Source organism: Kribbella amoyensis (assembly GCF_007828865.1).
GTDB classification, from domain to species: Bacteria; Actinomycetota; Actinomycetes; order Propionibacteriales; family Kribbellaceae; genus Kribbella; species Kribbella amoyensis.
Genome location: NZ_VIVK01000001.1, coordinates 734079 through 759156 on the forward strand (window position 1 = coordinate 734079; position 25078 = coordinate 759156).

Sequence of the window (25078 nt, forward strand, 5' to 3'; positions counted from 1 at the left end):
GTCCCAACTTCGGCTCCCTAGCCTCGCGGCGACTGCTGACCGTCCACCGCGAGAACCGGAGTACCGCGAAGTGAGCCCCAAGTTCCTGCCGCTGATCAGCCAGCTCGGCACCCGCCACGGATCCCGCACCTACCGGACCTGTGCGCTGAAGTGCGCCAACCAGTGCGACCACGCGGAGCCCAACTCCTCGGGCAACGAGCACATCCAGACCGTCATGCGCTCGGCGTTCTCCCGCCGCGGCATGCTGAAGGTCGGGGCCGCCGGCGTCGCCGCGGCCGGTGTCGCCACCCTGGCCACCAACGTGCCCGCCGCCGCCGACCTCGTCACCTCGGGCGGTGACCGCGGCAACGGTGCGTTCCCCGGCTTCGCCGGACCGCGCGGCGAGCTCACCCACAGCGTGGTGCCGCCGAACCGCAAGGACGACCTCGTCGTGCCGAAGGGCTACGAGCAGGCCGTCATCATCGGCTGGGGCGACCCGGTCGAGTACGGCGCGCCGCGGTTCGACGTGCACCGGCAGACGCCGGAGGCGCAGGCCAAGCAGTTCGGGTACAACAACGACTACACGATGATCGTGCCGCTCAAGGACGAGCGGAAGGCGTTGCTGGTCTGCAACCACGAGTACACCGACGAGTACCTGATGTTCCCGACCGGCAAGTACGACGCCAGGACGATCGCCAAGATCGGCCTGGCCGCGCACGGCATGTCGGTGGTCCAGATCGAGCGCGTCGGCAAGAGCGGGCACTGGCGCCGGGACAAGAACGGCAGCCGGTACAACCGCCGGATCACCGCCACCACCAAGTTCGAGGTGACCGGCCCGGCCGCGGCCGACCAGCGCGTCGGAAAGGTTGCCTACGGCACCTTCGGGAACTGCGCCGGCGGCGTCACCCCGTGGGGCACGATCCTGTCCGGCGAGGAGAACTTCAACGGGTACTTCGACGTCACCGGCACCGTGCCCGCGGAGTACGTCGACAGCTACAAGCGGTACGGCGTGCCGACGACGGTGACCAAGTCGGAGCGCGAGTGGAGCACCGTCGAGCCGCGGTTCGACCTGACCAGGACGCCGACCGAGGTGTTCCGGGCCGGCTGGGTGGTCGAGGTCGACCCGTACGACCCGAAGGCGGCGCCGAAGAAGCGGACCATGCTCGGCCGGATGAAGCACGAGGGCGCGACCACCACGCTCACCGCCGACGGGCGGATCGCGGTGTACCTCGGCGACGACGAGAAGGGCGAGTACATCTACAAGTTCGTCTCGGCCGGCCAGTACGACCAGGACAACCGCAGGAACAACTTCGGCCTGCTCGACGAGGGCACCCTGTACGTCGCGAAGTTCACCGGTGACGGCGCCGAGGACGGCCTGTACGACGGCACCGGCCAGTGGATCCCGCTGACCTCGCACACGAAGTCGTTCGTCGACGGCATGTCGGTCGCCGACGTCCTGATCAACGTCCGGAGCGCCGCCGACAAGGTCGGCCCGACCCGGATGGACCGGCCCGAGGACGTCGAGCGCAACCCGATCAACGGCCGCGTCTACGCCGCGCTGACGAACAACTCCGACCGCGGTGGCAAGTTCGCCGTCGACGAGGCGAACCCGCTGGCCAGGTCGCACGTCCGCGACTCCCTCGGCAGCCCGCTGACCGAGAAGGCCGGCAACCGCAACGGGTACGTCCTCGAACTCACCGAGGAGGGCGACGACGCGGCCAAGACCGGCTTCTTCTGGACCCTCTTCCTGGTCTGCGGCGACCCGGCCGGCCAGGAGACGTACTTCGGCGGCTACGACAAGTCCAAGGTGAGCCCGATCTCCTGCCCGGACAACGTCGCCTTCGACGGCTCGGGCAACCTGTGGATCTCCACCGACGGCAACGTCCTCGGCTCGAACGACGGCATCTTCACCGTCCCGGTCGCCGGCCCGCACCGCGGCCAGGTCAAGCAGTTCCTCTCTGTCCCCTTCGGCGCCGAAGCCTGCGGGCCGCTGGTCTCGGAGGACGACAAGACCGCCTTCGTCGCCGTCCAGCACCCGGGCGAGACCGACGACGCCACCTTCGAGAAGCCGGCCTCGACGTGGCCGCACACCGACAAGTACCCGCGCCCGGCGATCGCCTGCGTATGGCGCAAGGACGGCGGTCGGGTCGGCAGCTGATCGAGTACTTCGGAGGAGCCGCCCACGCGGCTCCTCCGTCGCACCTCCGCTGCCTGTGCCGGAACCGGACGGCACTGGTACCCACACCGCTCCCTCGGCGACTGGCGGCTTATCTGCTCGATAGCGCCCTACAACACGCCAGCGAGCCAACAAGCCACCAGTCAGCAGGTGGTACTACCGGTTCAGTGCGGCGTGCCTCAGTCGGCTCGACGTTCCCGGGCGATCTTCGTGTGGTCCTTGCCCGCAAGCCGCAGTACGCCGACCACCGCGATCGAGTAGATCAACCAGGCAACGCAAACCCCGATCCCCACCCCCGCCCCTTTCCAGAACGCGTCGGGATCTTCAGTGCCCGCGACCAGCGCCCAGATCCCACCGCCGGCACCTGCCGCCCCCGCCCCGATCAGCAGCGCCGGGTACGGAACGCTGCCGCCCGCCGAAGCCATCGACCGGTACGTGCGACACGGGCCGACAACGAAGATCCTCCGCATCTTGCTCAGCGGTTCGGGCGTTGGTTTTCGATTTCCTGGACCAGGTCGGTGACCAGGGTTTGCAGGGGGATCGGGTCGGGGTCGCCGAGTGATTCGACGTGGTCGAAGTCGGCTTCCAGGACGAGGTTGTCGATGCGGACCACGAGGGAGACGCCGCGGGTGTCCTCGGAGTCGATCGAGCCGTCGAAGCCATGGCGGATGGCCTGGTCGCCGAGATCGACCGTGGCCACGGTCTCGTCGTCCTTCTCCGCCGACGACTTCGCCCCACCGATCCGGCGAGCCGCCGAGCGCGAGCTGTCGTACATCCGGAGGTACGCTCCGACTCCCGCGGCACTGTCGCCACTCCGCTCCCACTCGCACCTGGAGGAGCCCTCGCCCTTGTATCCGTCCTGTGAGCGCTGGTCCGGGATGAGCTCGGCGATGCGCTTGGTGGTCAGGACCTTCGACTCACAGAGGTTGGGCACGGTGGTGAAGTCGTCGCGGCCCTCGATGTAGCGCACGATGGTCAGGCCTCCGACCAGGGCCGGGATCACCAGCGCGGCGGCTGTCGTCGTCACCGGGGCCCAGGGCTTGCGGGGTTCGCCTGGGCCGCCGGAGGTCGCGAGCCAGATGGCGATGATGCCGCGCAGAGCGGCCAGCAGGACGATGAGGCCGGCGCCGACGAGGGCCACCATGACGTAGTTGCCGTCGAAGAACTCCCGACCGTTCTCCTCCACGCCCCAGCAGACGAGGACACCGATCGCGAGGCCGACCACGAACCCCGCGGCCCCGGCCCCTCGGACGGCCGTGGTCGCCCGGCCGAGGCGGTCCGCCGGTACCAGGCGCCGACGCGTCGCCCGGGCCGTCCGGCTCCACACCATGTACGACACCAGCGCGACGCCCGCGAGAATCGCGGCGCCGATCGGCCGGGCCGGCTCCACGGTGAGACCGGCCGCGACAAGCGACTCGCCCATCAGCAGCACACTGATGCCGAGCGTTCTGGACCAGCCGAGCCAGCGCCCCAGGACGGGAGCCAGGAGCGAACCGATCCCGCCCCCGAGAACGATCGCCAGTACCAAGACCACGGCGATCCATGGCGGCATCCCGTCGGCCAGGCTGAAGGAGATCAGCCCGCACAACACCCCGAATGCCCCGATCAACGCGGCGCCCTGCCAAAGCAGCGCACGCAGTACCGGGTGGCGCGGGTCGTACGGCCCGTCTGGCGGCGGCGCGTGCTCAGCCGCCTTCGGCCCGGGCGGGGTGGCTCCGGGCGGGGTGGCTCCGGGTGGCATCACCCGGGTGGAGCCGCCTCGGCCGAAACGCTCGGTCGGCTGGTCCGGGCCGGCCATCCGCGCAGTGGGCTGCTCGAAAGTCGGGTAGCCCCCGGCAACGTTCTGCAATTGCTGCAGGGCCGTGTCCGCATCCCAACGCTGCGCCGGGTCGCGTTCCATCAGGCCCGCGATGATCGGCGCCAGCGGACCGGCTTGCCTCGGCGGCGCCGGATCCCGGGTCAGAACCGCAGCGATCATCGCCGGCAGATCCTCGTAGTCGTAGGCGTTGTGGCCCTCCACCGCGAAGTACAGCGTCGCGCCCACCGCCCACAGATCCGCCGCCGGGCCGGGGTCAGCGCCGGAGAGTCGCTCGGGCGCGACGTACCCAAGGGTGCCGGTGACGATGCCGGTACCGGTCAGGGTGCGGGTGGCGCCGGCGACAGACGCGATCCCGAAGTCGGTGAGCATCCAGCGGTGGTCGCCACCGAGCATCACGTTCTGCGGTTTCACGTCCCGATGCAGGACGCCGCTGGCGTGCGCGACCTTCAGCGCCTCGAGCAACCGGACCCCGAGTTCGGCGGCGCGCCGCGGACTCATCGGCCCGTCGGCGCGGATCGTCTGGTCGAGCGACCGCCCCGGCAGCAGCCGCATCACGATCCATGGCGAACCGGCCTCGTCCACCACGTCGTGAATCGTGACGATCCCGGGGTGGTCGAGACCGGCGGCGGCCCGCGCCTCGCGCAACGCCCGCTCGCGCATCCGATTGGTCTCCGCCGGATTCAAGCCGGCCGGGATCCGCAGTTCCTTCACCGCGACCTCGCGGTGCAGCACGGTGTCGAAGGCCCGCCAGACGGTTCCCATCCCGCCGATCCCCAACGGTGGCTCATTGAGGACGTACCGGCCGTTCGCCACCGTGCGCTCGTTCACCAGACGACCCTAGTGGCGCACGGTTCCACTTCGGCTCGAACGCGTGTCGTCACGCCACCGTCGTCCTCGGTCTCAGCGCTTGATCTCCTCGACCAGGTCGGCGGCCAGCGCCTGCAACGCGTCCGGAGCGGGCGCGCCGAGTGATTCCGCCCGCTCGTACCCGACTTCCAGGACGAGGTTGTCGACGCGGACGGTGACGGAGGTACCGCGAGTGTCCACGGAGTCGATCGAATCGTCGAAGCTGCAACGGATGGCTTCGTCGCCGAGGTCGAGCCCGACGACCGACTCGTTCTCGCTTTCCGCCGACGACCTCTCCCTGCTGAGGCTGGAATGGGCATCGCGGGAGTCGTCGTACTGGCTGAGGGAGACGTCCAGCCTGGCGGCGTCGTCGCCCGTCTTCGACCAGCGACAACCGATGTTCGAGGGGTCAAGAGTCCTGTCCACGCTGGGCGGATCCGGCATGACCTTGGCGATGCGCTCCTTCGTCACGATGTTCGGGGTGCAGATGTCGGGGGCCGTGGTGAAGTCGTCCCGGCTGTCGAGGGATCGAGCGGCAACCACAGCCCCGACGAGCACCGGGACCAGGAGTGCGCAGGCGGTGGTGGCGGCCGCCGCCCACCGCCTCCGCGGTTCGGTCGCCGACGCTTTCCGGAGGGCGCGAATTCCCCAGAGCGCGACCAACGTCACGGCGACGCCGGCCCCCACCAGTACCGTGCCGATGTAGTTGCCGTCGAGCTCCTGCGGGTACCTCGCCTGGTACCAACAGACGGCGCCGCTCAGCCCGAAGCCGACGACCGCCCCCACGAACCCGGTCCAGATTGCGGTCGTGGAAGCGCGAGCAACACCCATCCGCCGATGTTGTGCATAAGCCAGCGGATGCCACATCATGAACGCCGCGATGGACAGGCAGGAGAAGACGCCGAGGACGAGGAGGCTGCCCGGTGCCGTCATGAGACCGGCAGCGAGGAGCGATTCGCCCATCAGCAGTGCGCTCGCACCAAGCGTCCTCCACGTGCCCAGCCGGCCCGCCACGAAAGGCGCCAGTGCCACGCCGATACCACCGCTGACCACGAGCGCCACTACCGCGCCGCCGGAGAGCCGGACGATCGGCAGCCCGTCGAGATGGCTGGCGACGATCAGCGCCAGCATCGCCCCGACCGCCGCGTTCAGCACAAACCCTTGCCAGAGCAGCACACGACGGTTTCGGCCGTACTCCCCGACCGGCTCGGCCGCAGGATCACCCGGGGTGGCACCGGGCGAGTTGGCGCCTGGTGGGGTAGTCCCGGACGAGTTGGCGCCAGGTGGGGTAGCGCCGGGTGGCATCACTCGGGTGGAGCCGTCGCCGGCGAAGCGCTCGGTCGGCTGGTCGGGGCCCGCCATCCGCGCGGTGGGCTGCTCGAAGGTCGGGTAGCCGCCGGCAACGTTCTGCAGGTGCCGTAAGGCCGTGTCGGTATCCCAGCGTCGGGCCGGGTCGCGCTCCATCAGCCCCGCGATGATCGGCGCCAGCGGACCGGCGTGCTTCGGCGGGGCCGGATCGCGGGTCAGCACCGCGGCGATCATGGCCGGCATGTCGTCATGGTCGAAGGCGCCCCGGCCCTCCACCGCGTAGTACAGCGTTGCGCCCACCGCCCACAGGTCCGCCGCCGGGCCGAACTCAGCGCCGGACAGCCGCTCGGGCGCGACGTACCCGAGCGTGCCGGTCACCATGCCGGTACCGGTCAGCGTCCGGGTGGCGCCGGCGATCGACGCGATCCCGAAGTCGGTGAGCATCCAGCGGTCGTCGCCACCGAGCATCACGTTCTGCGGCTTCACGTCCCGGTGCAGCACGCCTTTCGCATGGGCCGCGGTCAGGGCCTCGAGCAACCGGATGCCGAGCTCCGCGGCGCGTCGCGGACTCAACGGCCCGTCCGCTGCAACCGCCTGGTCCAGCGACCGGCCGGGCAGCAGCCGCATCACGATCCACGGCTGGCCCGCTTCGTCCACCACGTCATAGATCGTGACGATCCCGGGGTGATCGAGACCGGCGGCGGCCCGCGCCTCGCGCAACGCCCGCTCGCGCAACCGATCGCGCTCGGCCGGGTTCAGGCCGTCCGGGATCCGTAGCTCCTTCACGGCGACCTCGCGGTGCAGGACCGTGTCGAACGCCTTCCAGACCGTGCCCATCCCGCCGATCCCCAATGGTGGCTCGCTGAGGACGTACCGGCCGTTCGCCACCGTGCGCTCGTTCACCCGATGACCCTAGTGGCGCACGGTTCCACCCCGACCGGACGCGGGTGTCGCCCCCGGTCTTGCTTTTCCTATTCTGGATGTCTAATATCCAGGTTATGAAGATGAACGAGGGCGTCGAGTGGGCGATGCACAGCTGCGTGAACCTCAACTGGATCCCCGATGAGGCCGTCACCGCGAAGCGCCTCGCCGCCTTCTACGACCTTCCCACGGCCTACCTGAACAAGCAGCTCCAGGCTCTCACGCGGGCCGGCATCCTCTCCTCCACCTCCGGGCCGAAGGGCGGGTTCCAGCTCGCGCGGCCGATCGAGCGGATCAGCCTGCTCGACATCGTCGTCGCGATCGATGGCCCGGACGAGGCCTTCCGCTGTACCGAGATCCTGCGCTCCGGGCCGAACGGCGACCCGAAACAGGACTACGTGAAGACCTGCGTGATCTCGCAGGCGATGCGGCAGGCCGAGCTCGGCTACCGGCGCGAGCTGGCCGGCCGGACGATCGCCGACATCGTCGCCGAGGTCGAGCGGACCTACCCGAACGCGGCGGAGTCCACCCGGACCTGGTTCGCCAACTTGAAGTCCTAGCTCTTTCGTCCTCACCACGACTTCCCCTCCCCCAGGAGTTGATTCTGGATGTTGAATGTCCGAAACAAGGGTGCGATCCTCGCCCTGCTCGCGTTCGCGCAGTTGATCATCGCGATCGACTACACGATCGTCTTCGTCGCCGTCCCCGAGATCGGCCGTGAGCTCGGCTTCTCCGCGCAGACCCTGCAATGGGTGGTCAGTGGGTACGCCGTCGCGTTCGGCGGGTTCCTGCTGCTCGGTGGCCGGATGTCCGACCTGCTCGGCCGGCGCCGGATGTTCGTCGGCGGCCTGTTCCTGTACGGCGCGTCGTCGCTGGCCGGTGGGCTCGCGAACTCCCCCGAGCTCCTGGTCGCGGCCCGCGCGGTCCAGGGCCTCGGCGGCGCCCTCCTCGCCCCCGCCACCCTCTCGCTCATCGGTGTGCTCTTCGCCGAAGGACGGGAACGCAACCGCGCCTTCTCGATCTGGGGCGGCGCCGGCGGCAGCGGGATGGCACTCGGTTCGCTGCTCGGCGGAGTACTGACCCAGGCCTTCGGTTGGGAGTCCGTGTTCTACGTCAACGTCCCGCTCGCCGCGATCGCCGGTACCGCAGCCTTCGTGCTCATCCCGCGGGACCCGCCGAACCGGACCCGGCAGACCTTCGACGTACCGGGCGCCGTCACCGCCACCGCAGGGATCACGGCGATCGTCTTCGCGCTCGTCCAAGGTCCCGAATCCGGCTGGACCGCGCCCGCCGTCCTCGGCGCGCTCGTCGTCGGGGCGATCCTGCTGGCCGTGTTCGTCCTGGTCGAGCTGCGGTCACCTGATCCGCTGATGCCGCTGCACCTGCTCGGCGATCGCGGGCTGCGGAACGGGATCACGGTGATCCTGCTCTTCGCCGCGACGTTCGGCCCGCTGCTGTACTTCGAAACCGTCTACTTCCAGCTCGTCCACGGGTACTCGGCGCTCGAGACCGGGCTCGCGTACCTCGTCCCGACGGTCGCGATCCTGATCGGCGCGAACCTCGGTGGCCGGCTGGCGACCCGGTTCGGGCTGCACCGTACGCTCGCGGCCAGCCTGGCCCTCGGCGCGCTCGGGACCGCGCTGCTGGGTCTCACGCTCTCGCAGACCGCGTCGTACGCCGTGCTCGTACCCGGCCTGGTGATCCTCGGACTCGGCCAGGGCAGCGCGTTCACCACGATGTACGCCGCCGCGTCGACCGGCGTCGCCCCGGAGTACCAGGGCATCGGCTCGGGCATGGCGTCCACGGGCCAGCAGGTCGGGAACGCGGTCGGGCTGGCGATCTTGGTTGCCGTGGCCAACCACGGGACCGAGGGCCGGACCGGCGAGGTCCTGCGTACCACGACCACGGACGGCCTGCGGACCGCGGTACTGCTCAGCGCCGTCGGGATCGCGATCACGGCCGTACTCGCGATCCGTACCCCCAGAATCCCCGCGGCACAGCCTGTCCTGGCCGATGCCGTCAGCAACTGACTCAAGGAGACCAGCATGATTCTCGTCCGCAGCACCGAAGCCGAAGTCCTCAGCGCGAGCGGCGTCACCCTGTTCGCCGACACGACCGCGACGAACGGGCACCTGACCAGCCACCGCTCGATCTTCCAGCCCGGCAAGGCCGGCGCCCCACCGCACCAGCACAAGGAAGCCTCCGAACTCTTCTACCTGCTGTCCGGCAAGCTGCGCGTCCTGGTCGGCGAGGAACTCGTCACCCTGGAAACCGGCGACTTCCTGGTCGTCCCGCCGAACACCCCGCACGCCTTCGAGGCGGACGGTGACTCCGAGGCCGAGGTCCTCTTCGTCCTCACCCACGCGAAGCCGCGGTTCGACTACTACCGCCTGCTCGAAGGCGTGTACCGCGGCGAGACCGACCCGGCCGAACTGGCGGCCACCTCCGACCTCTACGACAGCCACTACGTCGAAAGCCCGGCCTGGACCAACCGCTGACCGCAGTACGGCGCCGCTCGCGAGACCTCGAGTCCCGCGAGCGGCGCCGTATCGTGTCCAGCCATGAGCGCGCAGCCGTTGACCCTCCCCCAACGACTCACCGCCTTCACCTGTACCACGGACCCGGCCGGCCGCATCCTCCTGATCCGCCACGAACGCCTCGGCCTCACCCGCTGGGAACTCCCCGGCGGCCACATCGAACCAGGCGAATCCACCGTCCAGGCAGCGATCCGCGAAACCCAGGAAGAGACCGGCCTCCACGTCGTACCCGGCCGCCTCCTGGCCGAATGCCGCCACCAGTGGGACGGCCGTACCGTCGGCATCCTCTACTTCCAGGCCACGCACCCCGGCATCCAACAGGCGGAGGCGACCGAGTCCGGTATCGAAGCCGTCGACTGGATCGACCCACGAACCCTCGACCCCGCCGAAACCTCACCCCTGGCCTGGCCGGTCATCGACCACGTCGCCCATGGCCGCAGCGGGAAGCTCTACTTCAACGCCACCCACCACAAGACCTCAGCAGGCTGGGAACCTCAGGTCATCGGGACCTGGCGAACCCTCAAGTCCTGCACGTAGTTACTTGAGGTGGGCCGCGATGGTCTGCGCGCAGGCGAGGGACTCCTGGTGGGTGGAGTCGACCTCGAGGTCGTAGTACACGCCTTCGTGAACGAGTTCGGCCTGCGACGCGGCCATGCCCACGTTGCGGTCGCCGCGGGCGAGTTCGCGACCGGCGGCCACCTCGGGAGTACAGCGAACACCGACCCAGAGAACTTCGAGACCACCGAGCGCTTCTTTCCAGCGGTTCTGCGAGGACGGCCCACCGAGGAACACGTCGTCGACGATCACCCGGGCACCGGCTTCCACCATGGCCACAATCCCGGCCGTCCACGCCTTCTCGAGCTGCCGGAACTGCGGCCCGACGCTCACCTCACCGTTCGGCCCGAAGTCGATCCCGTCGTCCGACGCCTGCATCGCGGCCGGCATCGACGCGACGAAGTCGTCCACCCCGAAGGCCAGCCATGGCTCCGGCAGAATCGCCTGCAAACAACGCACGATCCCCGTCTTCCCCGAACTCGAACCACCGTTGACGATCACCAGTCGAGTACTCACCGCGCCACGGTAACCACGCCCAGGCCGACCGTCGAAACAATTCCGCTGCCGCCACTAAGCTGCCGACCATGATTCGTGAGGCTCGGCCGGCGGACTACGCCGCGATCATGCGGCTGTACCAGGAACTGCATCCCAACGACCCGGTACCGCGGGACGCCGCCGACGTCTTCACGCGGATCCTCAACTCACCCGGGCTCCACCTGTTCGTCCTCGAACTCGACGGTGACGTCGTCGCCTCGACGTACCTGAACGTGATCCCCAACCTCACCCGCGCAGCCGCCCCGTACGCCGTCGTCGAGAACGTCATCGTCACCACGGCTCGTCGCGGCACCGGCCTCGGCAAGCAACTCATGGCCGCCACCCTCCAAGCAGCCTGGGACGCCGGCTGCTACAAGGTCATGCTCGCGACGGGATCCCAAAAGCCCTCAACCCACGCCTTCTACCGCGCCTGCGGCTTCTCCCCCCACGAGAAAACCGCCTACCTCGCCAAAACCCACCCCTAACCGGCCTCCCCGGCCCTCCCCTCCCCTACCCGACCCCACTTTGAGCACCCACCAGCCACATCCGTCCGCCATCCCCGACCACCCCGCGCCCACGACCTTGAGCACACACCAGCCACCGACCGCCCGTAGCCCCACCTGGTACATGCACAAAGTCGCCCGCAACCCCAACCCAGCACCCGCTCACCCCCCCCAGCACTCGCGCATCCCCCTGCCACCCCCGGACTTTGAGCACCCACCAGCCACACCAGCTCCTCGGTGACGACCGCTCCGCGCACAAGGTCCGAACCACCGCCGACCTTGTGCACCACCCAGTCGAACTCCCCACGCCGAACTGACCAACCGGCGCACAAAGTCGCCCCCACCCCAGCACCCGGTCGGACCTCGTCCGCTCGCGCTTCCTCCCCCGGCAACGCCGCGACCACCGAGACCCAGGGGGCCGACCGGCCACCCCGGACTTTGAGCACCCACCAGCCACACCAGCTCGTTCGTAGCGACCGCTCCGTGCACAAGGAACTGAGCACCGCCGACCTTGTGCACCAACCGGCCGAACTCCCCCACGCCGAACTGACCAACCGGCGCACAAAGTCGCCCCCACCCCCAGCCCAACACCCGCCCCCCAGCTACTCACGCCTCCCCTGCCACCCCCGGACTTTGAGCACCCACCAGCCACACCAGCTCCTCGGTGACGACCGCTCCGCGCACAAGGTCCGAACCACCGTCAACCTTGTGCACCACCCAGTCGAACTCCCCACGCCGAACTGACCAACCGGCGCACAAAGTCGCCGGTACCCCGCGACGGCGCGGCGGCGCTGGCGCGGCGGCGCTGGCGCGGCGCGGCGGCGCTGGCGCGGCTCGGCGGCCTGGCGCGGCTGGGGCGGCTGGGGCGGCTGGGGCTTGGCGCGGTGACGCGAGGGCGATGGGCGAGGTACGCAGCAGGTTCGCGCGGCAGGGGTAGGTGCGGCGGCTGGTGTAGCGCGGGGCGGGGCGGCGTAGCCGGATGGGGAAGGTCGCAGCAGGTCGGCGCGGCGGAGGTAGGTGCCGCGGCCGGCGGTTCGTGGCGTGGTACTCCGCGCGGGGTGCCGGCGTGGGCTTCCGGCTACGAAGCGAGTACGCCGACGGCATGTACCTTCGGCGTACTCAGTTCAGACGGAGCGGGTGACGACCAGGTCGCAGAGGGATTCGAGGGCTGTTCTTGCGATGCTCTCGGGGAGGTCGGCGAGGAGTTTGCGGGCGTCGTTGGCGCGGCGGCGGACGTCGTCCTCGGCTTGCTGGAGGGACGGGTGGCCCCTGAGCAGGCCCAGCGTCTCGGCCAGCTTGGCGTCGTCGGTCAGGTCGGAGTCGAGCAGCTCCAGCAACCGGGCGTCCTCGGGCTTCGACGGGTCGGCCTGGGCGCGGAAGATCAGGACCGGCAGGGTGGGGACGCCTTCGCGCAGGTCCGTGCCCGGGGTCTTGCCGGACTGGACGGACTCGGAGGTGACGTCGAGGATGTCGTCGGCGAGCTGGAAGGCGGCGCCGATCTCCTCGCCGAAGGCCCGCAGCGCTTCCTGGACCTCCGGGGACGCACCGGCGAACCGGGCACCGAAGAGGGCCGAGGTGGCGATCAGCGAGCCGGTCTTGTCGGCGACCACGGACAGGTAGTGGTCCAGCGGGTCGTGGCCCTCGGTGACGCCGAGGGTCTCCCGGATCTGGCCCTCGACCAGCCGGCCGAAGGTGCGGGCCTGGATCCGGACCGCCTCCGGGCCGAGTCCGGCGACCAGGTCGGACGCCTTCGCGAACAACCAGTCGCCGGCCAGGATCGCGACCGAGTTGTCCCAGGCCGCGTTCGCGGTGGACGCGCCCCGGCGGAGCGCGGCCTCGTCCATCACGTCGTCGTGGTGCAGGGTCGCCACGTGGGTCAGCTCGACCACGACGGCGGCCTCGACCACCTCGTCGGAATCCGGCCGCGGGCCGAACTCCGCGGCCAGCAGCACCAGCAGCGGCCGGAACCGCTTACCGCCCGCCACCATGACGTGCTGGGCGGCCTCGGTGACGAACGGCGCCTCGGACTGCGTGGAGTCGCGCAGCGCCTGTTCGACCCGTTCCAGACCGGCACGAACCCGGGATTCGAGCGCCTCGTCGGCGATCGCGAATCCCAGGCTCTCGGCCGGCAGCGGGGAAGGGCTCAACGGATGAACTCACCCGCTCGGGCCGCCAGGTCCAGCACCGGTCCGGGAACCAGACCGAGCACGACGGTGGCGGCGAGACCCAGCGCGACGGCCGCGGTGGTCTGCCACCCGGGCAGCGCGACGTCCGGCGCGTCGGCCGGCAGGTCGGAGAAGAACATCAGCACGATCACCCGGATGTAGAAGAAAGCGGCGACAAGGCTGCACAGTACCGCGACCACGACCAGCGGCCACGCACCCCCGGTCCACGCGGCGGTGAACACGGCCCACTTGCCGGTGAAACCCGAGGTCAGCGGGATCCCGGCGAAGGCGAGCAGGAAGAACGCGAAGATACCGGCCAGCAGCGGCGACTTCTTGCCCAGCCCGGCCCAGCGGGACAGGTGGGTGGCCTCGCCGCCCGCGTCCCGGACCAGCGTGACCAGGGCGAAGGCGCCGACGGTCGCGAAACCGTAGGTGACCAGGTAGAACAGCACCGCCTGGGTCGAGGTGATCCCGGTGGTGACGCCGTTGCCGGTCTGCGCGAGCCCGACGAACGCGGTCAGCAGGAAGCCGGCGTGCGCGATCGAGGAGTACGCGAGCATCCGCTTCACGTCGGTCTGGGTCAGCGCCACGATCGAGCCGACCACCATGGTCAGGATCGCGACCACCCACATCATCGGTGCCCAGTCCCAGCGGCTGCCGCCGAGGGCGACATAGAACACCCGCATCAGGCCGATGAACGCGGCGATCTTGGTGCAGGCCGCCATGAACCCGGTGACCGGCGTCGGCGCGCCCTGGTAGACGTCCGGCGTCCAGGAGTGGAACGGCACCGCGCCGACCTTGAACAGCAGGCCGACGCCGACCATGCCGGTCCCGACCAGCAGGATCACGTCGCCGCCGGTCTGGGTGGCGAGCGCGTCCGCGATGCCGCCGAGCGACATCGTGCCGGCGTAGCCGTACAGCATCGCGATGCCGAACAGCAGGAACGCCGAGGCGAAGGCGCCGAGCAGGAAGTACTTCATCGCGGCTTCCTGCGAGATCAGCCGACGCCGGCGGGCCAGGCCGCAGAGCAGGTAGAGCGGCAGCGAGAAGACCTCGAGCGCGACGAACAGCACGAGCAGGTCGTTCGCCGAGGCGAACAGCATCATCCCGACGACCGCGAACAGGGTGAGCGGGAAGATCTCCGAGTGCTCGATCTTCGCCGCGGTGCCCTCGCGCTCCGCCTCGCTGCCCGGGACCGCGGCCGCCTGGCCGGCGAACGCGGACAGGCCACCGTCGACCGACCGCTCGGCGAACAGCAGCACGCTGATCAGGCTCAGCGCGAGCAGCGTGATCCAGGTGAACAACGCCGGGCCGTCCACCGCGATCGCGCCCTGGGCCGCGATCAGTTCCTTCTGGTCGATCATCAGCAGGACCGTCAGGACCCCGGCGACCGCCAGAGCGACGACGGTCAGGGCCACCTGGACCAGGTGCCGGATCGTCCGCGGCAGGAACGCCTCGACGATGACGCCGACACAGGCCGCCCCGAAGATGACGAGCAACGGCATCAGCTCGTTGTACTCGATCTTCGGCGCGGTGAAGTCCGCCAGCGGCAGGGCCTGCGCCGTCAGCAGTGCACTCACTTCTGTCCCTCCGTCACGGGGATCTCCGGGGCCGGGTCGGTGACGCCGACGCGCTGCATCGTGGACTCGACCGCGGGCTTGATGATGTCGACCACCGGCTTCGGGTAGATGCCGAGACCGACGATGAGGAGCACTAGCGGGGCGATCGCGAACACCTCGCGGAAGTTCAGGTCCTTCAGCTTCTCCACCCCGTCACGCACCGGCCCGGTCATCAGGCGTTGGTACATGATCAGGATGTAGAGCGCGGCCAGCACGATGCCGACGACCGCGATCACCGCGATCACCTTGTGCCGGCTGAAGGTCCCGGCCAGCACCATGAACTCGCTGATGAACGGCGACAGACCGGGCAGCGCGAGGCTGGACAGACCGGCGAACAGGAACATGCCGGCCAGGACCGGAGCCACCTTCTCGACCCCGCCGTAGTCGGCGATCCGGGTGGATCCGCGCCGCGACATCAGGTACCCGGCGACCAGGAACAGCGCCGCCGTCGAGAGGCCGTGGTTGAACATGTAGAGCGTCGACCCGGTCAGACCCTGCGAGGTCAGCGCGAAGATACCCATCACGATGAACCCGAAGTGCGAGATCGAGGTGTACGCGATCAGCCGCTTGATGTCGGTCTGCCCGATCGCCAGCAACGCGCCGTACAGCACGCTGATCAGCGCCAGCACCAGGACCACCGGGGTGGCCCACTCGGACGCGTTCGGGAACAGGCCCAGGCAGAACCGGATCATCCCGAAGGTGCCGATCTTGTCCAGGATGCCGACCAGCAGCACCGACGTGCCCGGCGTCGCCTCGGCGGCGGCGTCCGGCAGCCAGGTGTGGAACGGCACCATCGGCGCCTTCACCGCGAACGCGAACAGGAAGCCGAGGAACAGCCAGCGTTCGGTGTTCTGGCTCATGTCCAGCTTCATCAGGTCGGTCAGCAGGTACGAAGGCTCGCCGGCCTGCGACGAGACCACGTACAGGCCGATCACCGACGCCAGCATCAGCAGACCGCCGAGCAGCGAGTAGAGCAGGAACTTCACCGCGGCGTACGAGCGCTGCGCCCCGCCGAAGCCACCGATCAGGAAGTACATCGGGATCAGCGTGGCCTCGAACAGCACGTAGAACAGGAACACGTCGGTGGCGGCGAACACGCCGAGCGACAGCGCCTCCAGGAACAGGATCCATGCGAAGAAGGACTTCTCCGACCAGCGGCCCTCGCGGGCGTCGTTCCAGGACGCGATCTGGACGACCGGGGTGAGCAGCGCCGTCAGCACGATCAGCACCAGGCCGACCCCGTCGAGGCCGAGCGCCCAGTGCGCGCCGAAGGCTTCGATCCAGGTGTGCGTCTCGGTGTACTCCTCGGCACCGTTGCGGTGGTACCCGATCGCGATGACGGCGGTCAGTACCAGCGTCGCCAGCGAGAACACCAGCGAGAGCTGCTTCGCCAGGGTCCCGTTCGACTTCGGCACCGCCATCGTCGCCAGCGAACCGACGAACGGCAGGAGCAGGAGAATGGTCAGCCAACCGATGTTCACGACAACCTCACCGCGAGGAGAGCGACGACCACGAGCGCGGCGCCGAAGACCATGCTGAGTGCGTAGGAACGGACGAAGCCCGTCTGGACCCGGCGGAGCCGGCCGGACAGCCCGCCGAAGAGTGCGGCCAGCCCGTTGACCAGGCCGTCGACGCCCCGGTTGTCGAGCCAGACCAGCGTCCGGGTCAGGTACTGCCCGGGCCGCATGAAGACCGCCTCGTTCAGCGCGTCACCGTAGAGGTCCTTGCGCGCGAACGTGGTGACCGGGGAGACCTGGACCGGCGCCTCGCGCGGGATCTCGCCGCGGTACCGGAGGAACCCGACGACGACACCGACGGCGACCACGGCGACCGTGATCAGCGTCATCACCAGCGCGCTGACCGGCGGGTGGTGCTCCTCGTGACCGACCACCGGCTCCAGCCAGTGCACGATCCAGTCGCCGGCGAAGTACAGCGCGCCGCCGCCGATCGAGAGCACCGCGAGGATGATCAGCGGCACCGTCATCACCGCGGGCGACTCGTGCGGGTGCACGTCCTTCGCCCAGCGCTTCTTGCCGAAGAACGTCATCATCATCAACCGCGTCATGTAGAACGCGGTGATGCCGGCCGCCAGCAGCGCGCACAACCCGACCACCGGGTTGTCGGCGAACGCGGCCTCGATGATCTTGTCCTTGCTCCAGAAGCCGGCGAAGCCCGGGAAGCCGATGATCGCCAGGTAGCCCATCAGGAAGGTGGCGAAGGTGATCTTCATCGCCGTCCGCAGGGCGCCGTAGTGCCGCATGTTCACGTCGTCGTTCATGCCGTGCATCACCGAGCCGGCCCCGAGGAACATGTTGGCCTTGAAGAAGCCGTGGGTGATGAGGTGGAAGATCGCGAACACGTACCCCGCCGGGCCGAGGCCGGCCGCGAGCATCATGTAGCCGATCTGGCTCATCGTCGAACCGGCCAGCGCCTTCTTGATGTCGTCCTTGGCGCACCCGATGATCGCACCGGCCAGGACGGTCACCGTACCGACCACGACGACCGCGGTGGAGGCCACCTCGGCCTGCTCGTAGATCGCGTGCGACCGGGTGACCAGGTAGACGCCGGCGGTGACCATGGTGGCAGCGTGGATCAGCGCCGACACCGGGGTCGGGCCCTCCATCGCGTCCAGCAGCCAGGACTGCAGCGGGACCTGGGCCGACTTGCCGCAGGCGGCGAGCAGCAGCATCAGGCCGAGCAGGTTCGCCCAGGTGGTGGTGAGGTTCTCGGCGCCGGCGTTCACGTTCTCGAAGGCCGACGAGCCGAACAGGAACCACATGCTCATCACCGCGAGCGACAGGCCGATGTCACCGACCCGGTTCACCACGAACGCCTTCTTCGCGGCGGTCGCGGCGCTGTTCTTGTGCTGCCAGAACCCGATCAGCAGGTACGACGCCAGACCGACGCCTTCCCAGCCGACGAACAGCACCAGGTAGTCGGCGGCCAGCACCAGCAGCAGCATCGCCGCGATGAACAGGTTCAGGTAGGCGAAGAAGCGGCGCCGGCGCGGGTCGTGCGCCATGTAGCCGATCGAGTAGATGTGGATCAGCGATCCCACACCGGTGATCAGCAGCACGAACAGGACCGACAGCTGGTCGATCAGGAACGACACGTTGACCGTGACGTCACCGACCGAGAACCACTGGAACAGCTGGATCGTCTCGGACCGCTCCTCGGCCGGCAGGCCCTGCATCTGGAAGAAGAGCAGGACACCGCAGACGAAGGAGGCCAGCGACGCCGCGGTACCGAGCAGGTGACCCCACGCGTTGGTGGCCTTGCCACCAAGCAGCAGGATCGCCGCCGACACCGCCGGGATCGCGACCAGCAGCCACGTCAGCTCATGACTCATCGGTTTCAGACCTCAGTACTTGAGCAGGTTGGCGTCGTCGACCGAGGCCGAGCGACGGGTGCGGAAGATGGCCATGATGATCGCCAGACCGATCACGACCTCGGCCGCGGCCACCACCATCACGAAGAAGGCGGCGATCTGGCCGTCGAGGTTGCCGTGCTGGCGGGCGAAGCTGACGAACGCCAGGTTGCACGCGTTCAGCATCAGCTCGACACACATGAAGACGACGATGGCGTTACGGCGCACCAGGACGCCGAGCGCGCCGATGCTGAACAGAATCGCCGAGAGCACGATGTACGGCTCGACACTCACAGCTTTTCTCCTTCACCGAATCCGGTCAGGTCCGTGCCCGTGGGTTCGGACGGGACCTCGTCGCCGGCGTCGCCGTCGCTGATCTTGCGGACCCGGTCGAGCTCCTCGCGCTCCTCCGACTCGGGGAACACGGTGCCACGGGCCTGCAGCACCCGCGAAACCGAGGTCGGCGCGATCGAGCCGTCGGGCAACAGCGCCGGGGTGTCGACCGCGTTGTGCCGGGCCAGCACACCCGGCGTCGGCAGCGGACCGGGGTGCACGCCGCTGTCGGCGTACTTGCGGATCCGCTCCTCGGACAGGTCGCGTTGCGTCTTCTTGCGGGTCAGCCGCTCCCGGTGCGCCAGCATCATCGCGCCGAGCGCCGCGGTGATCAGCAGCGCCGAGGTGACCTCGAAGGTCCACACGTACTTGCCGAACAGCAGTTGCGCGATCCCGACCGGGTTGCCGTCCGGCTGCGCCTGGGCCAGGCCGACCGGGTCGCCGTACACGGCGTTGCCGACGGCGAAGACCAGCAGGACACCGAAGCCGAGGAAGGCCAGGCCGGCCAGCAGGCGCTGACCGCGGATCGTCTCCACCAGCGAGTCGGACGCGTCGACGCCGACCAGCATCAGCACGAACAGGAACAGCATCAGGATCGCGCCGGTGTAGACGATGATCTGCACCGCGAACAGGAACGGCGCGTCCTGGGCCGCGTACTGCACGGCCAGGCAGACCATCACCGTTGCCAGCAGCAACGCGGAGTGCACCGCCTTGCGGACCAGCACCATCGCGATCGCGGCGAGCACCATGATCGGGGCGAGCAGCCAGAAGGCGACCTCGGTCCCCGTCACGAGTGGCATCACTGGTCGCCACCACCCTCGACGGCCCGCTCGCCCGTCGTGGCCGCACCGGTCAGCCCGAGGTAGTAGTCCTTCTCGGTGCTGCCGAGCTGCATGTCGTGCGGCGGCTCCTGCATGCCCGGGAGCAGCGGCGCCAGCAGGTCCTTCTTCTCGTAGATGAGGGACTCGCGGCTGCGATCGGCCAGCTCGTACTCGTTGGTCATCGTGAGCGCCCGGGTCGGGCACGCCTCGATGCACAGCCCGCAGAGGATGCAGCGCAGGTAGTTGATCTGGTACACCCGGCCGTAGCGCTCACCCGGCGAGAAGCGGCCGCCGTCGGTGTTGTCGGCGCCCTCGACGTAGATGGCGTCCGCCGGACAGGCCCACGCGCACAGCTCACAGCCGACGCACTTCTCCAGGCCGTCGGGCCAGCGGTTCAGCTGGTGCCTGCCGTGGAACCGCGGGGCGGTCGGCTTCTTGTCGAACGGGTACTCCTCGGTGAACACCTTCCGGAACATCGTCCGGAAGGTGACGCCGAATCCCGCTACCGGGTCCCAGAGGGACTCTTTCACACTAGCCACGGCTGCCTTCCTTGCTACGACTGTCCGTCTCACTGCTGCTCGGAGTGCCGACGAGCGGTGGGGGGACCGGGTACCCGCCGGCGAACGGGTCGAAGTCCTCCCCGGTCTCGACGGCCTCCGGCTCCGGGGTCTTCTTCTGCGGCAGGAACATCGTGATCACCGCGATCAGCGCGACGATGCCCGCGGCCACCAGCAGGTAGTTGCGCTGGAACTCGACCTCGCGGCCGACGGCGCGGACGGTGGCGACCAGCAGGATCCAGCCCAGCGAGACCGGGATCAGGATCTTCCAGCCCAGCTTCATGAACTGGTCGTAGCGCAGTCGCGGCAGCGTTCCGCGCAGCCAGATGTAGAAGAAGATGAAGCACATCATCTTGCCGACGAACCACAACACCGGCCAGTACCCCGAGTTGGCGCCGTCCCAGATGGAGATCGGCCAGGGGGCCCGCCAGCCGCCGAGGAACAGCGTGGTCGCCAGCGCGGACACGGTCGCCATGTTGATGTACTCGGCCAGGAAGAACATCGCGTACTTCATCGACGAGTACTCGGTCAGGAAGCCGGCCACCAGCTCGCCCTCGGCCTCGGGCAGGTCGAATGGCGCCCGGTTCGTCTCGCCGACCATCGAGATCACGTAGATCACGAAGGACGGGAAGAGCAGGAACGCGTACCAGCCCGGGATCGGGATGTCGAACGCCCCGAAGAAGCTGATCGACTGGTTCGAGCCCTGCGCGGCGACGATCTCCGAGGTGGACATCGAGCCGGCGAACAGGAACACGGTGACCAGCGCCAGGCCCATCGCGACCTCGTACGAGATCATCTGGGCGCTCGAGCGCAGACCGCCGAGCAGCGAGTACGTCGAGTTCGACGACCAGCCACCGAGCACGATGCCGTAGATGCCGATCGAGGCGACCGCCATCACGTACAGCACCGAGACCGGCAGGTCGGTGATCTGCAGCCGGGTGTAGGTGTCGGTGAAGGGGATCTTCACCGTCGGCCCGAACGGGATCACCGCGAAGGTCAGGAAGGCCGGGATCGACACGATCACCGGGGCCAGGACGTAGAGGAACTTGTCCACGCCCTTCGGCATCAGGTCTTCCTTGAACATCAGCTTCATACCGTCGGCGAGCGACTGCAGCAGACCCTGCGGGCCGTGCACGTTCGGGCCGATCCGGTGCTGCATCCGGGCCACGACCCGGCGCTCCCACCAGATGTTGAACAGCGTCAGCACGACGAGGAAGACGAAGACCAGCAGTACCTTCAGGCCGACGACCCACCAGGGGTCCTGGCCGAAGCCGGCATCCGGCGTCGCGAGCGGGATGGACAGCGTGCTCATGCGTTCCCTCCGGCGATCGTGACGATCGAGCCATGGTCGGCGTGCAGGGACCGGCGGACGTGCGAGTCGGCCGAGTTCGTCGGCAGCCAGACGACGTTGTCGGTCATCGGCGTGACCACCACCGGGAGCCGGATGGTGCCCGCATCGGTGCTGACCACCAGCTCGTCGCCGTCGGTCACGCCGACCCGGTGCGCCGTGGTCAGCGAGATCCGCGCCACCGGCTTGCGCGCGGTGGCCACCAGGTGCGGCTCACCGTCGTTGCCGCGGCTCTCGTCGATCAGCATCCGCCAGGTCGCCAGCCGGGTGGAGTCGAACGCGCCGAGCGAGGGACCCGCCTGGTACGTCGGCTCCTGCGCGCGGTCGCCGTCCCAGCGGCCGAGCTCGTCGAACTCCTTCTTCGCCCCGGCCGGCGTGCTGAAGCCGAGCGACAGACCCATCTCCTGGGTCAGCGCGGCCAGAGCGCGGACGTCCGGCATCGCGGTCGGCACCTTGAGCACCACCGGGAACGTCCGCTCGCGACCCTCCCAGTTCACGAAGGTGCCGTCCTTCTCGGCCGGCGGCACCACCGGGAAGACGACGTCGGCGTGCTCGGTCACCTGCGAGCTGCGGACCTCGAAGCTGACCACGAACGGGGCCGCCTCGAGCGCGGCCAGCGCGGCCGCCGGATCCGGTAGGTCGTCGATCTCGACCCCGGCCACCACCAGCGCGCCGAGCTCGGCGGCCGAGGCGACGATCTGGTCGGCGTCGCGGCCGACCGTGGCCGGCAGGTGCTCCACGTCCCAGGCGGCCTGCAGGTCGACCCGCGCGGCCGGGTCGGTGACCAGGCGGCCACCGGGCAGCAGGCCCGGCAGACAGCCGGCCTCGAGCGCGCCCCGGTCACCCGCACGACGCGGGATCCAGGCCAGCTGGGCGCCGGTGTCGAGCGCGAGCCGCAGCGCCGCGGAGTACCCGCCCGCGACGCTCGCCAGCCGTTCGCCGACGATGATCACCGAGTCGGGGCCGAGCGAGTCCAGCGCGGCCGCGCCGGCCTCACCGGTGCTCCGCAGGTCGGTCAGGACGGCGGCCTCGGTCCCCGGTGCGCTCTGCACCACGACACCGGACAGCTTCTCGACCCCGCGGGACGCGAACGGCGCGACGGTGAAGACCTTGGTGCCGTTCTTCCGGACGCCCTTGCGGAGCCGGAGGAACACCGTCGGCGCCTCCTCCTCGGGCTCGAACCCGGCCAGCAGCACGGATCCGGCCCGCTCCAGGTCGGCGAAGGTCGTGCCCAGGCCGGTCCCGGCGACCGCGGCGGCCAGGAAGTCGGCCTCCTCGGGCGAGTGCGGGCGGGCCCGGAAGTCGATGTCGTTCGTACCCAGCGTGACCCGGGCGAACTTCGAGTACGCGTAGGCGTCCTCGAGGGTCAGCCGGCCACCGGTCAGGACGGCGGCGTTGCCGCGGGCCGCGGTGAGCTTCTCGGCGGCGAAGGCCAGCGCCTCCGGCCAGGACGCGGGCCGCAGCTCGCCGTCCTCCCGGATCTGCGGGTGGGTCAGCCGGTCACCGGTGGTCGCGTAGTTGAACGCGAACCGGTCCCGGTCGGAGATCCACTCCTCGTTGACCGCCGGGTCGTCACCGGACAGCCGGCGCATCACCTTGCCGCGCCGGTAGTCGACCCGGATCGCCGCGCCGGACGAGTCGTGCTCGGCCACCGACGGCACCGACACCAGGTCGAACGGCCGGGACCGGAACCGGTACGCCGCGCTGGTGAGCGCGCCGACCGGGCAGATCTGGATCGTGTTGCCGGAGAAGTAGCTCTCGAACGGCTCCTTCTCGTAGATGCCGACCTGCTGCAGCGCGCCGCGCTCGATCAGCGCGATGAACGGGTCACCGGCGATCTGCTCGGAGAACCGGGTGCAGCGGGCGCAGAGGACGCAGCGCTCGCGGTCGAGCAGCACCTCGGCGGAGATGTTGATCGGCTTCGGGAAGGTCCGCTTCACCTCGTGGAAGCGGCTCTCGCCGGACCCGTTGGTCATCGCCTGGTTCTGCAGCGGGCACTCGCCGCCCTTGTCGCAGACCGGGCAGTCCAGCGGGTGGTTGATCAGCAGGAACTCCATGTTCCCGTGCTGGGCCTTGTCGGCGACCGGCGAGGTCACCTGGGTCCGGATCACCATGCCGTCGGCAACCGTCAGCGTGCACGACGCCTGCGGCTTCGGCATCCCCCGGCCGTTGCCGGCGTCGGGCACCTCGACCAGACACTGCCGACAGGCGCCGACCGGGTCCAGCAGCGGGTGGTCGCAGAACCGCGGGATCTGGATCCCGATCTGCTCCGCGGCCCGGATCGCCAGGCTGTTCTTCGGGACCTTGACCTCGATGTCGTCGATGGTCACGGTGACCAGGTCGACCTTCTCGACCTCGGCACCCGAAGGCGGGTTGGCTTGGATCGTCATGCGCTTGCTCCAGCGGTCGCGAAGACAGTGCTTGCCATCGGGTCGAACGGGCAGCCGCCGTGGCTGAAGTGCGCCAGGTACTCGTCCTTGAAGTACTGGATCGAGCTGGTGATCGGCGCGGTCGCACCGTCGCCCAGGGCACAGAACGACCGGCCCAGGATGTTCTCGCTCAGGTCGAGCAGGGTGTCGAGGTCGGCCTCGGTGCCCTTGCCGGCCTCCAGCCGCTCCAGGATCTGGACCAGCCACCAGGTGCCCTCACGGCACGGCGTGCACTTGCCGCAGGACTCGTGCTTGTAGAACTCGGTCCAGCGCAGCACCGAACGGACCACGCAGACCGTCTCGTCGAAGATCTGCAGCGCCTTCGTGCCGAGCATCGAGCCGACCGACCCGACGCCCTCGTAGTCCAGCGGGACGTCGAGGTGCTCGGCGGTCAGCAGCGGCGTGGACGAACCACCCGGGGTCCAGAACTTCAGCTCGTGGCCCTCGCGGATCCCGCCGGCCAGGTCGATCAGCTCGCGCAGCGTGATGCCGAGCGGCGCCTCGTACTGGCCCGGGCGGGTGACGTGCCCGGACAGCGAGTACAGCGTCATGCCCTTGGACTTCTCGGTGCCCATCGAGGCGAACCAGTCCACACCGTTGCGGATGATCGCGGGAACGGAAGCGATCGACTCGACGTTGTTGATCACCGTGGGGCAGCCGTACAGACCGGCCACGGCCGGGAAGGGAGGACGCAGCCGGGGTTGACCGCGACGGCCTTCCAGCGAGTCGAGCAGCGCCGTCTCCTCGCCGCAGATGTACGCACCGGCGCCGGCGTGCACGACCACGTCCAGGTCGTAGCCGGTGCCGAGGATGTCCGTGCCGATGAAGCCGGCCTGCTTGGCCTCCTCGACCGCCTGCTGGAGCCGGCGGATCACGTGCAGGACTTCACCGCGGACATAGATGAACGCCACCGACGCGCGGATCGCGTAGGAGGCGATGATGACGCCCTCGACCAGCGTGTGCGGCGAGGCCATCATCAGCGGGATGTCCTTGCAGGTACCCGGCTCGGACTCGTCGGCGTTGACGACGAGATACTTCGGCTTCGGGTTGTCCTGCGGGATGAAGGACCACTTCATGCCGGTCGGGAAGCCCGCACCGCCACGGCCGCGCAGGCCGGAGTCCTTCACCGCGGTGACCACGTCGGCCGGCTGCATCCGCAGCGCGGTACGCAGTGCGTCGTAGCCGCCGGACCGCTGGTACGAGGCCAGCTGCCAGGAACGGATCTGGTCCCAGTTGTCGGACAGCACCGGGGTCAGCATGG

20 protein-coding genes are annotated in these 25078 nt (G+C 69.2%); 6 read left to right on the forward strand and 14 right to left on the reverse strand.

Annotation, left to right across the window (positions count from 1 at the left end; genetic code table 11):
* Window positions 1-70: 70 nt before the first annotated feature.
* On the forward strand, window positions 71-2137 hold the full coding sequence (locus tag FB561_RS03580) for a PhoX family protein (RefSeq protein WP_145802969.1): 2067 nt from the start codon (window positions 71-73) through the stop codon (window positions 2135-2137).
* Window positions 2138-2334: 197 nt separating this feature from the next.
* Here the strand turns inward: FB561_RS03580 and FB561_RS03585 are convergent, their stop codons facing one another.
* The 3 genes from FB561_RS03585 to FB561_RS03595 form a co-directional block, all read right to left on the reverse strand.
* Window positions 2335-2580: a hypothetical protein gene (locus FB561_RS03585; RefSeq protein ID WP_145802971.1), complete on the reverse strand. Its 246-nt coding sequence runs from the start codon at window positions 2578-2580 to the stop codon at window positions 2335-2337.
* A gap of 50 nt (window positions 2581-2630) precedes the next feature.
* Entirely contained in the window at window positions 2631-4802 is a 2172-nt protein-coding gene (locus FB561_RS03590) for a bifunctional serine/threonine protein kinase/MFS transporter (RefSeq protein ID WP_145802973.1), read from the reverse strand.
* 72 nt (window positions 4803-4874) lie between these two features.
* Window positions 4875-7031: a bifunctional serine/threonine protein kinase/MFS transporter gene (locus tag FB561_RS03595; protein WP_145802975.1), complete on the reverse strand. Its 2157-nt coding sequence runs from the start codon at window positions 7029-7031 to the stop codon at window positions 4875-4877.
* A 95-nt stretch (window positions 7032-7126) separates the two neighbouring features.
* Here FB561_RS03595 and FB561_RS03600 point away from each other — a divergent pair, with 95 nt between their 5' ends.
* The 4 genes from FB561_RS03600 to FB561_RS03615 all read left to right on the forward strand — a co-directional run bounded on the left by FB561_RS03600 (window position 7127) and on the right by FB561_RS03615 (window position 10123).
* Complete coding sequence (locus FB561_RS03600) at window positions 7127-7609, forward strand: RrF2 family transcriptional regulator (protein WP_238334631.1); 483 nt, start codon at window positions 7127-7129, stop codon at window positions 7607-7609.
* A gap of 48 nt (window positions 7610-7657) precedes the next feature.
* Window positions 7658-9079, forward strand: coding sequence for an MFS transporter (locus FB561_RS03605; protein WP_145802977.1), 1422 nt, complete (start codon window positions 7658-7660; stop codon window positions 9077-9079).
* Between the two features lie 15 nt (window positions 9080-9094).
* On the forward strand, window positions 9095-9547 hold the full coding sequence (locus FB561_RS03610; RefSeq protein WP_145802979.1) for a cupin domain-containing protein: 453 nt from the start codon (window positions 9095-9097) through the stop codon (window positions 9545-9547).
* Window positions 9548-9610: 63 nt separating this feature from the next.
* Entirely contained in the window at window positions 9611-10123 is a 513-nt protein-coding gene (locus FB561_RS03615; protein ID WP_145802982.1) for an NUDIX hydrolase, read from the forward strand.
* Here FB561_RS03615 and cpt read toward each other — a convergent pair whose 3' ends face one another.
* Window positions 10124-10657 (reverse strand): chloramphenicol phosphotransferase CPT, encoded by a 534-nt coding sequence (gene cpt / locus FB561_RS03620; protein WP_145802984.1) that lies wholly within the window; start codon window positions 10655-10657, stop codon window positions 10124-10126.
* A 68-nt stretch (window positions 10658-10725) separates the two neighbouring features.
* On the opposite strand from cpt, the gene FB561_RS03625 reads away from it, so the two are divergent.
* Window positions 10726-11160 carry a GNAT family N-acetyltransferase gene (locus FB561_RS03625; RefSeq protein WP_145802986.1) on the forward strand — a complete coding sequence of 145 codons (435 nt, stop codon included), beginning with the start codon at window positions 10726-10728 and terminating at the stop codon, window positions 11158-11160.
* 1142 nt (window positions 11161-12302) lie between these two features.
* On the opposite strand, the gene FB561_RS03630 is transcribed toward FB561_RS03625, so the two are convergent.
* From FB561_RS03630 to nuoF, 10 genes are read right to left on the reverse strand one after another with little or no spacing between them, the layout of a single operon-like run.
* Window positions 12303-13325 carry a polyprenyl synthetase family protein gene (locus FB561_RS03630; protein ID WP_145802988.1) on the reverse strand — a complete coding sequence of 341 codons (1023 nt, stop codon included), beginning with the start codon at window positions 13323-13325 and terminating at the stop codon, window positions 12303-12305.
* Window positions 13322-14923: an NADH-quinone oxidoreductase subunit NuoN gene (gene nuoN, locus FB561_RS03635; protein ID WP_145802990.1), complete on the reverse strand. Its 1602-nt coding sequence runs from the start codon at window positions 14921-14923 to the stop codon at window positions 13322-13324. The genes FB561_RS03630 and nuoN overlap by 4 nt, the downstream gene beginning before the upstream one ends.
* Window positions 14920-16443, reverse strand: a complete 1524-nt coding sequence (locus FB561_RS03640; protein WP_145802992.1) for an NADH-quinone oxidoreductase subunit M — start codon at window positions 16441-16443, stop codon at window positions 14920-14922. The genes nuoN and FB561_RS03640 overlap by 4 nt, the downstream gene beginning before the upstream one ends.
* Window positions 16440-18311: an NADH-quinone oxidoreductase subunit L gene (gene nuoL, locus FB561_RS03645; protein WP_145802994.1), complete on the reverse strand. Its 1872-nt coding sequence runs from the start codon at window positions 18309-18311 to the stop codon at window positions 16440-16442. Before nuoL ends, FB561_RS03640 begins: the two co-directional genes overlap by 4 nt.
* Before the next feature lie 12 nt (window positions 18312-18323).
* Entirely contained in the window at window positions 18324-18623 is a 300-nt protein-coding gene (nuoK, locus tag FB561_RS03650; protein ID WP_145802996.1) for an NADH-quinone oxidoreductase subunit NuoK, read from the reverse strand.
* On the reverse strand, window positions 18620-19462 hold the full coding sequence (locus tag FB561_RS03655) for an NADH-quinone oxidoreductase subunit J (protein WP_145802998.1): 843 nt from the start codon (window positions 19460-19462) through the stop codon (window positions 18620-18622). Before FB561_RS03655 ends, nuoK begins: the two co-directional genes overlap by 4 nt.
* Complete coding sequence (gene nuoI, locus FB561_RS03660) at window positions 19462-20022, reverse strand: NADH-quinone oxidoreductase subunit NuoI (RefSeq protein ID WP_145803000.1); 561 nt, start codon at window positions 20020-20022, stop codon at window positions 19462-19464. Before nuoI ends, FB561_RS03655 begins: the two co-directional genes overlap by 1 nt.
* Window positions 20015-21352 carry an NADH-quinone oxidoreductase subunit NuoH gene (gene nuoH / locus FB561_RS03665; RefSeq protein WP_145803002.1) on the reverse strand — a complete coding sequence of 446 codons (1338 nt, stop codon included), beginning with the start codon at window positions 21350-21352 and terminating at the stop codon, window positions 20015-20017. The genes nuoI and nuoH overlap by 8 nt, the downstream gene beginning before the upstream one ends.
* A complete protein-coding gene (locus tag FB561_RS03670; protein ID WP_145803005.1) occupies window positions 21349-23778 on the reverse strand; it encodes an NADH-quinone oxidoreductase subunit G in 2430 nt (809 codons plus the stop codon). The genes nuoH and FB561_RS03670 overlap by 4 nt, the downstream gene beginning before the upstream one ends.
* Window positions 23775-25076: an NADH-quinone oxidoreductase subunit NuoF gene (gene nuoF, locus FB561_RS03675; protein WP_145803007.1), complete on the reverse strand. Its 1302-nt coding sequence runs from the start codon at window positions 25074-25076 to the stop codon at window positions 23775-23777. The genes FB561_RS03670 and nuoF overlap by 4 nt, the downstream gene beginning before the upstream one ends.
* Window positions 25077-25078 lie beyond the last annotated feature (2 nt).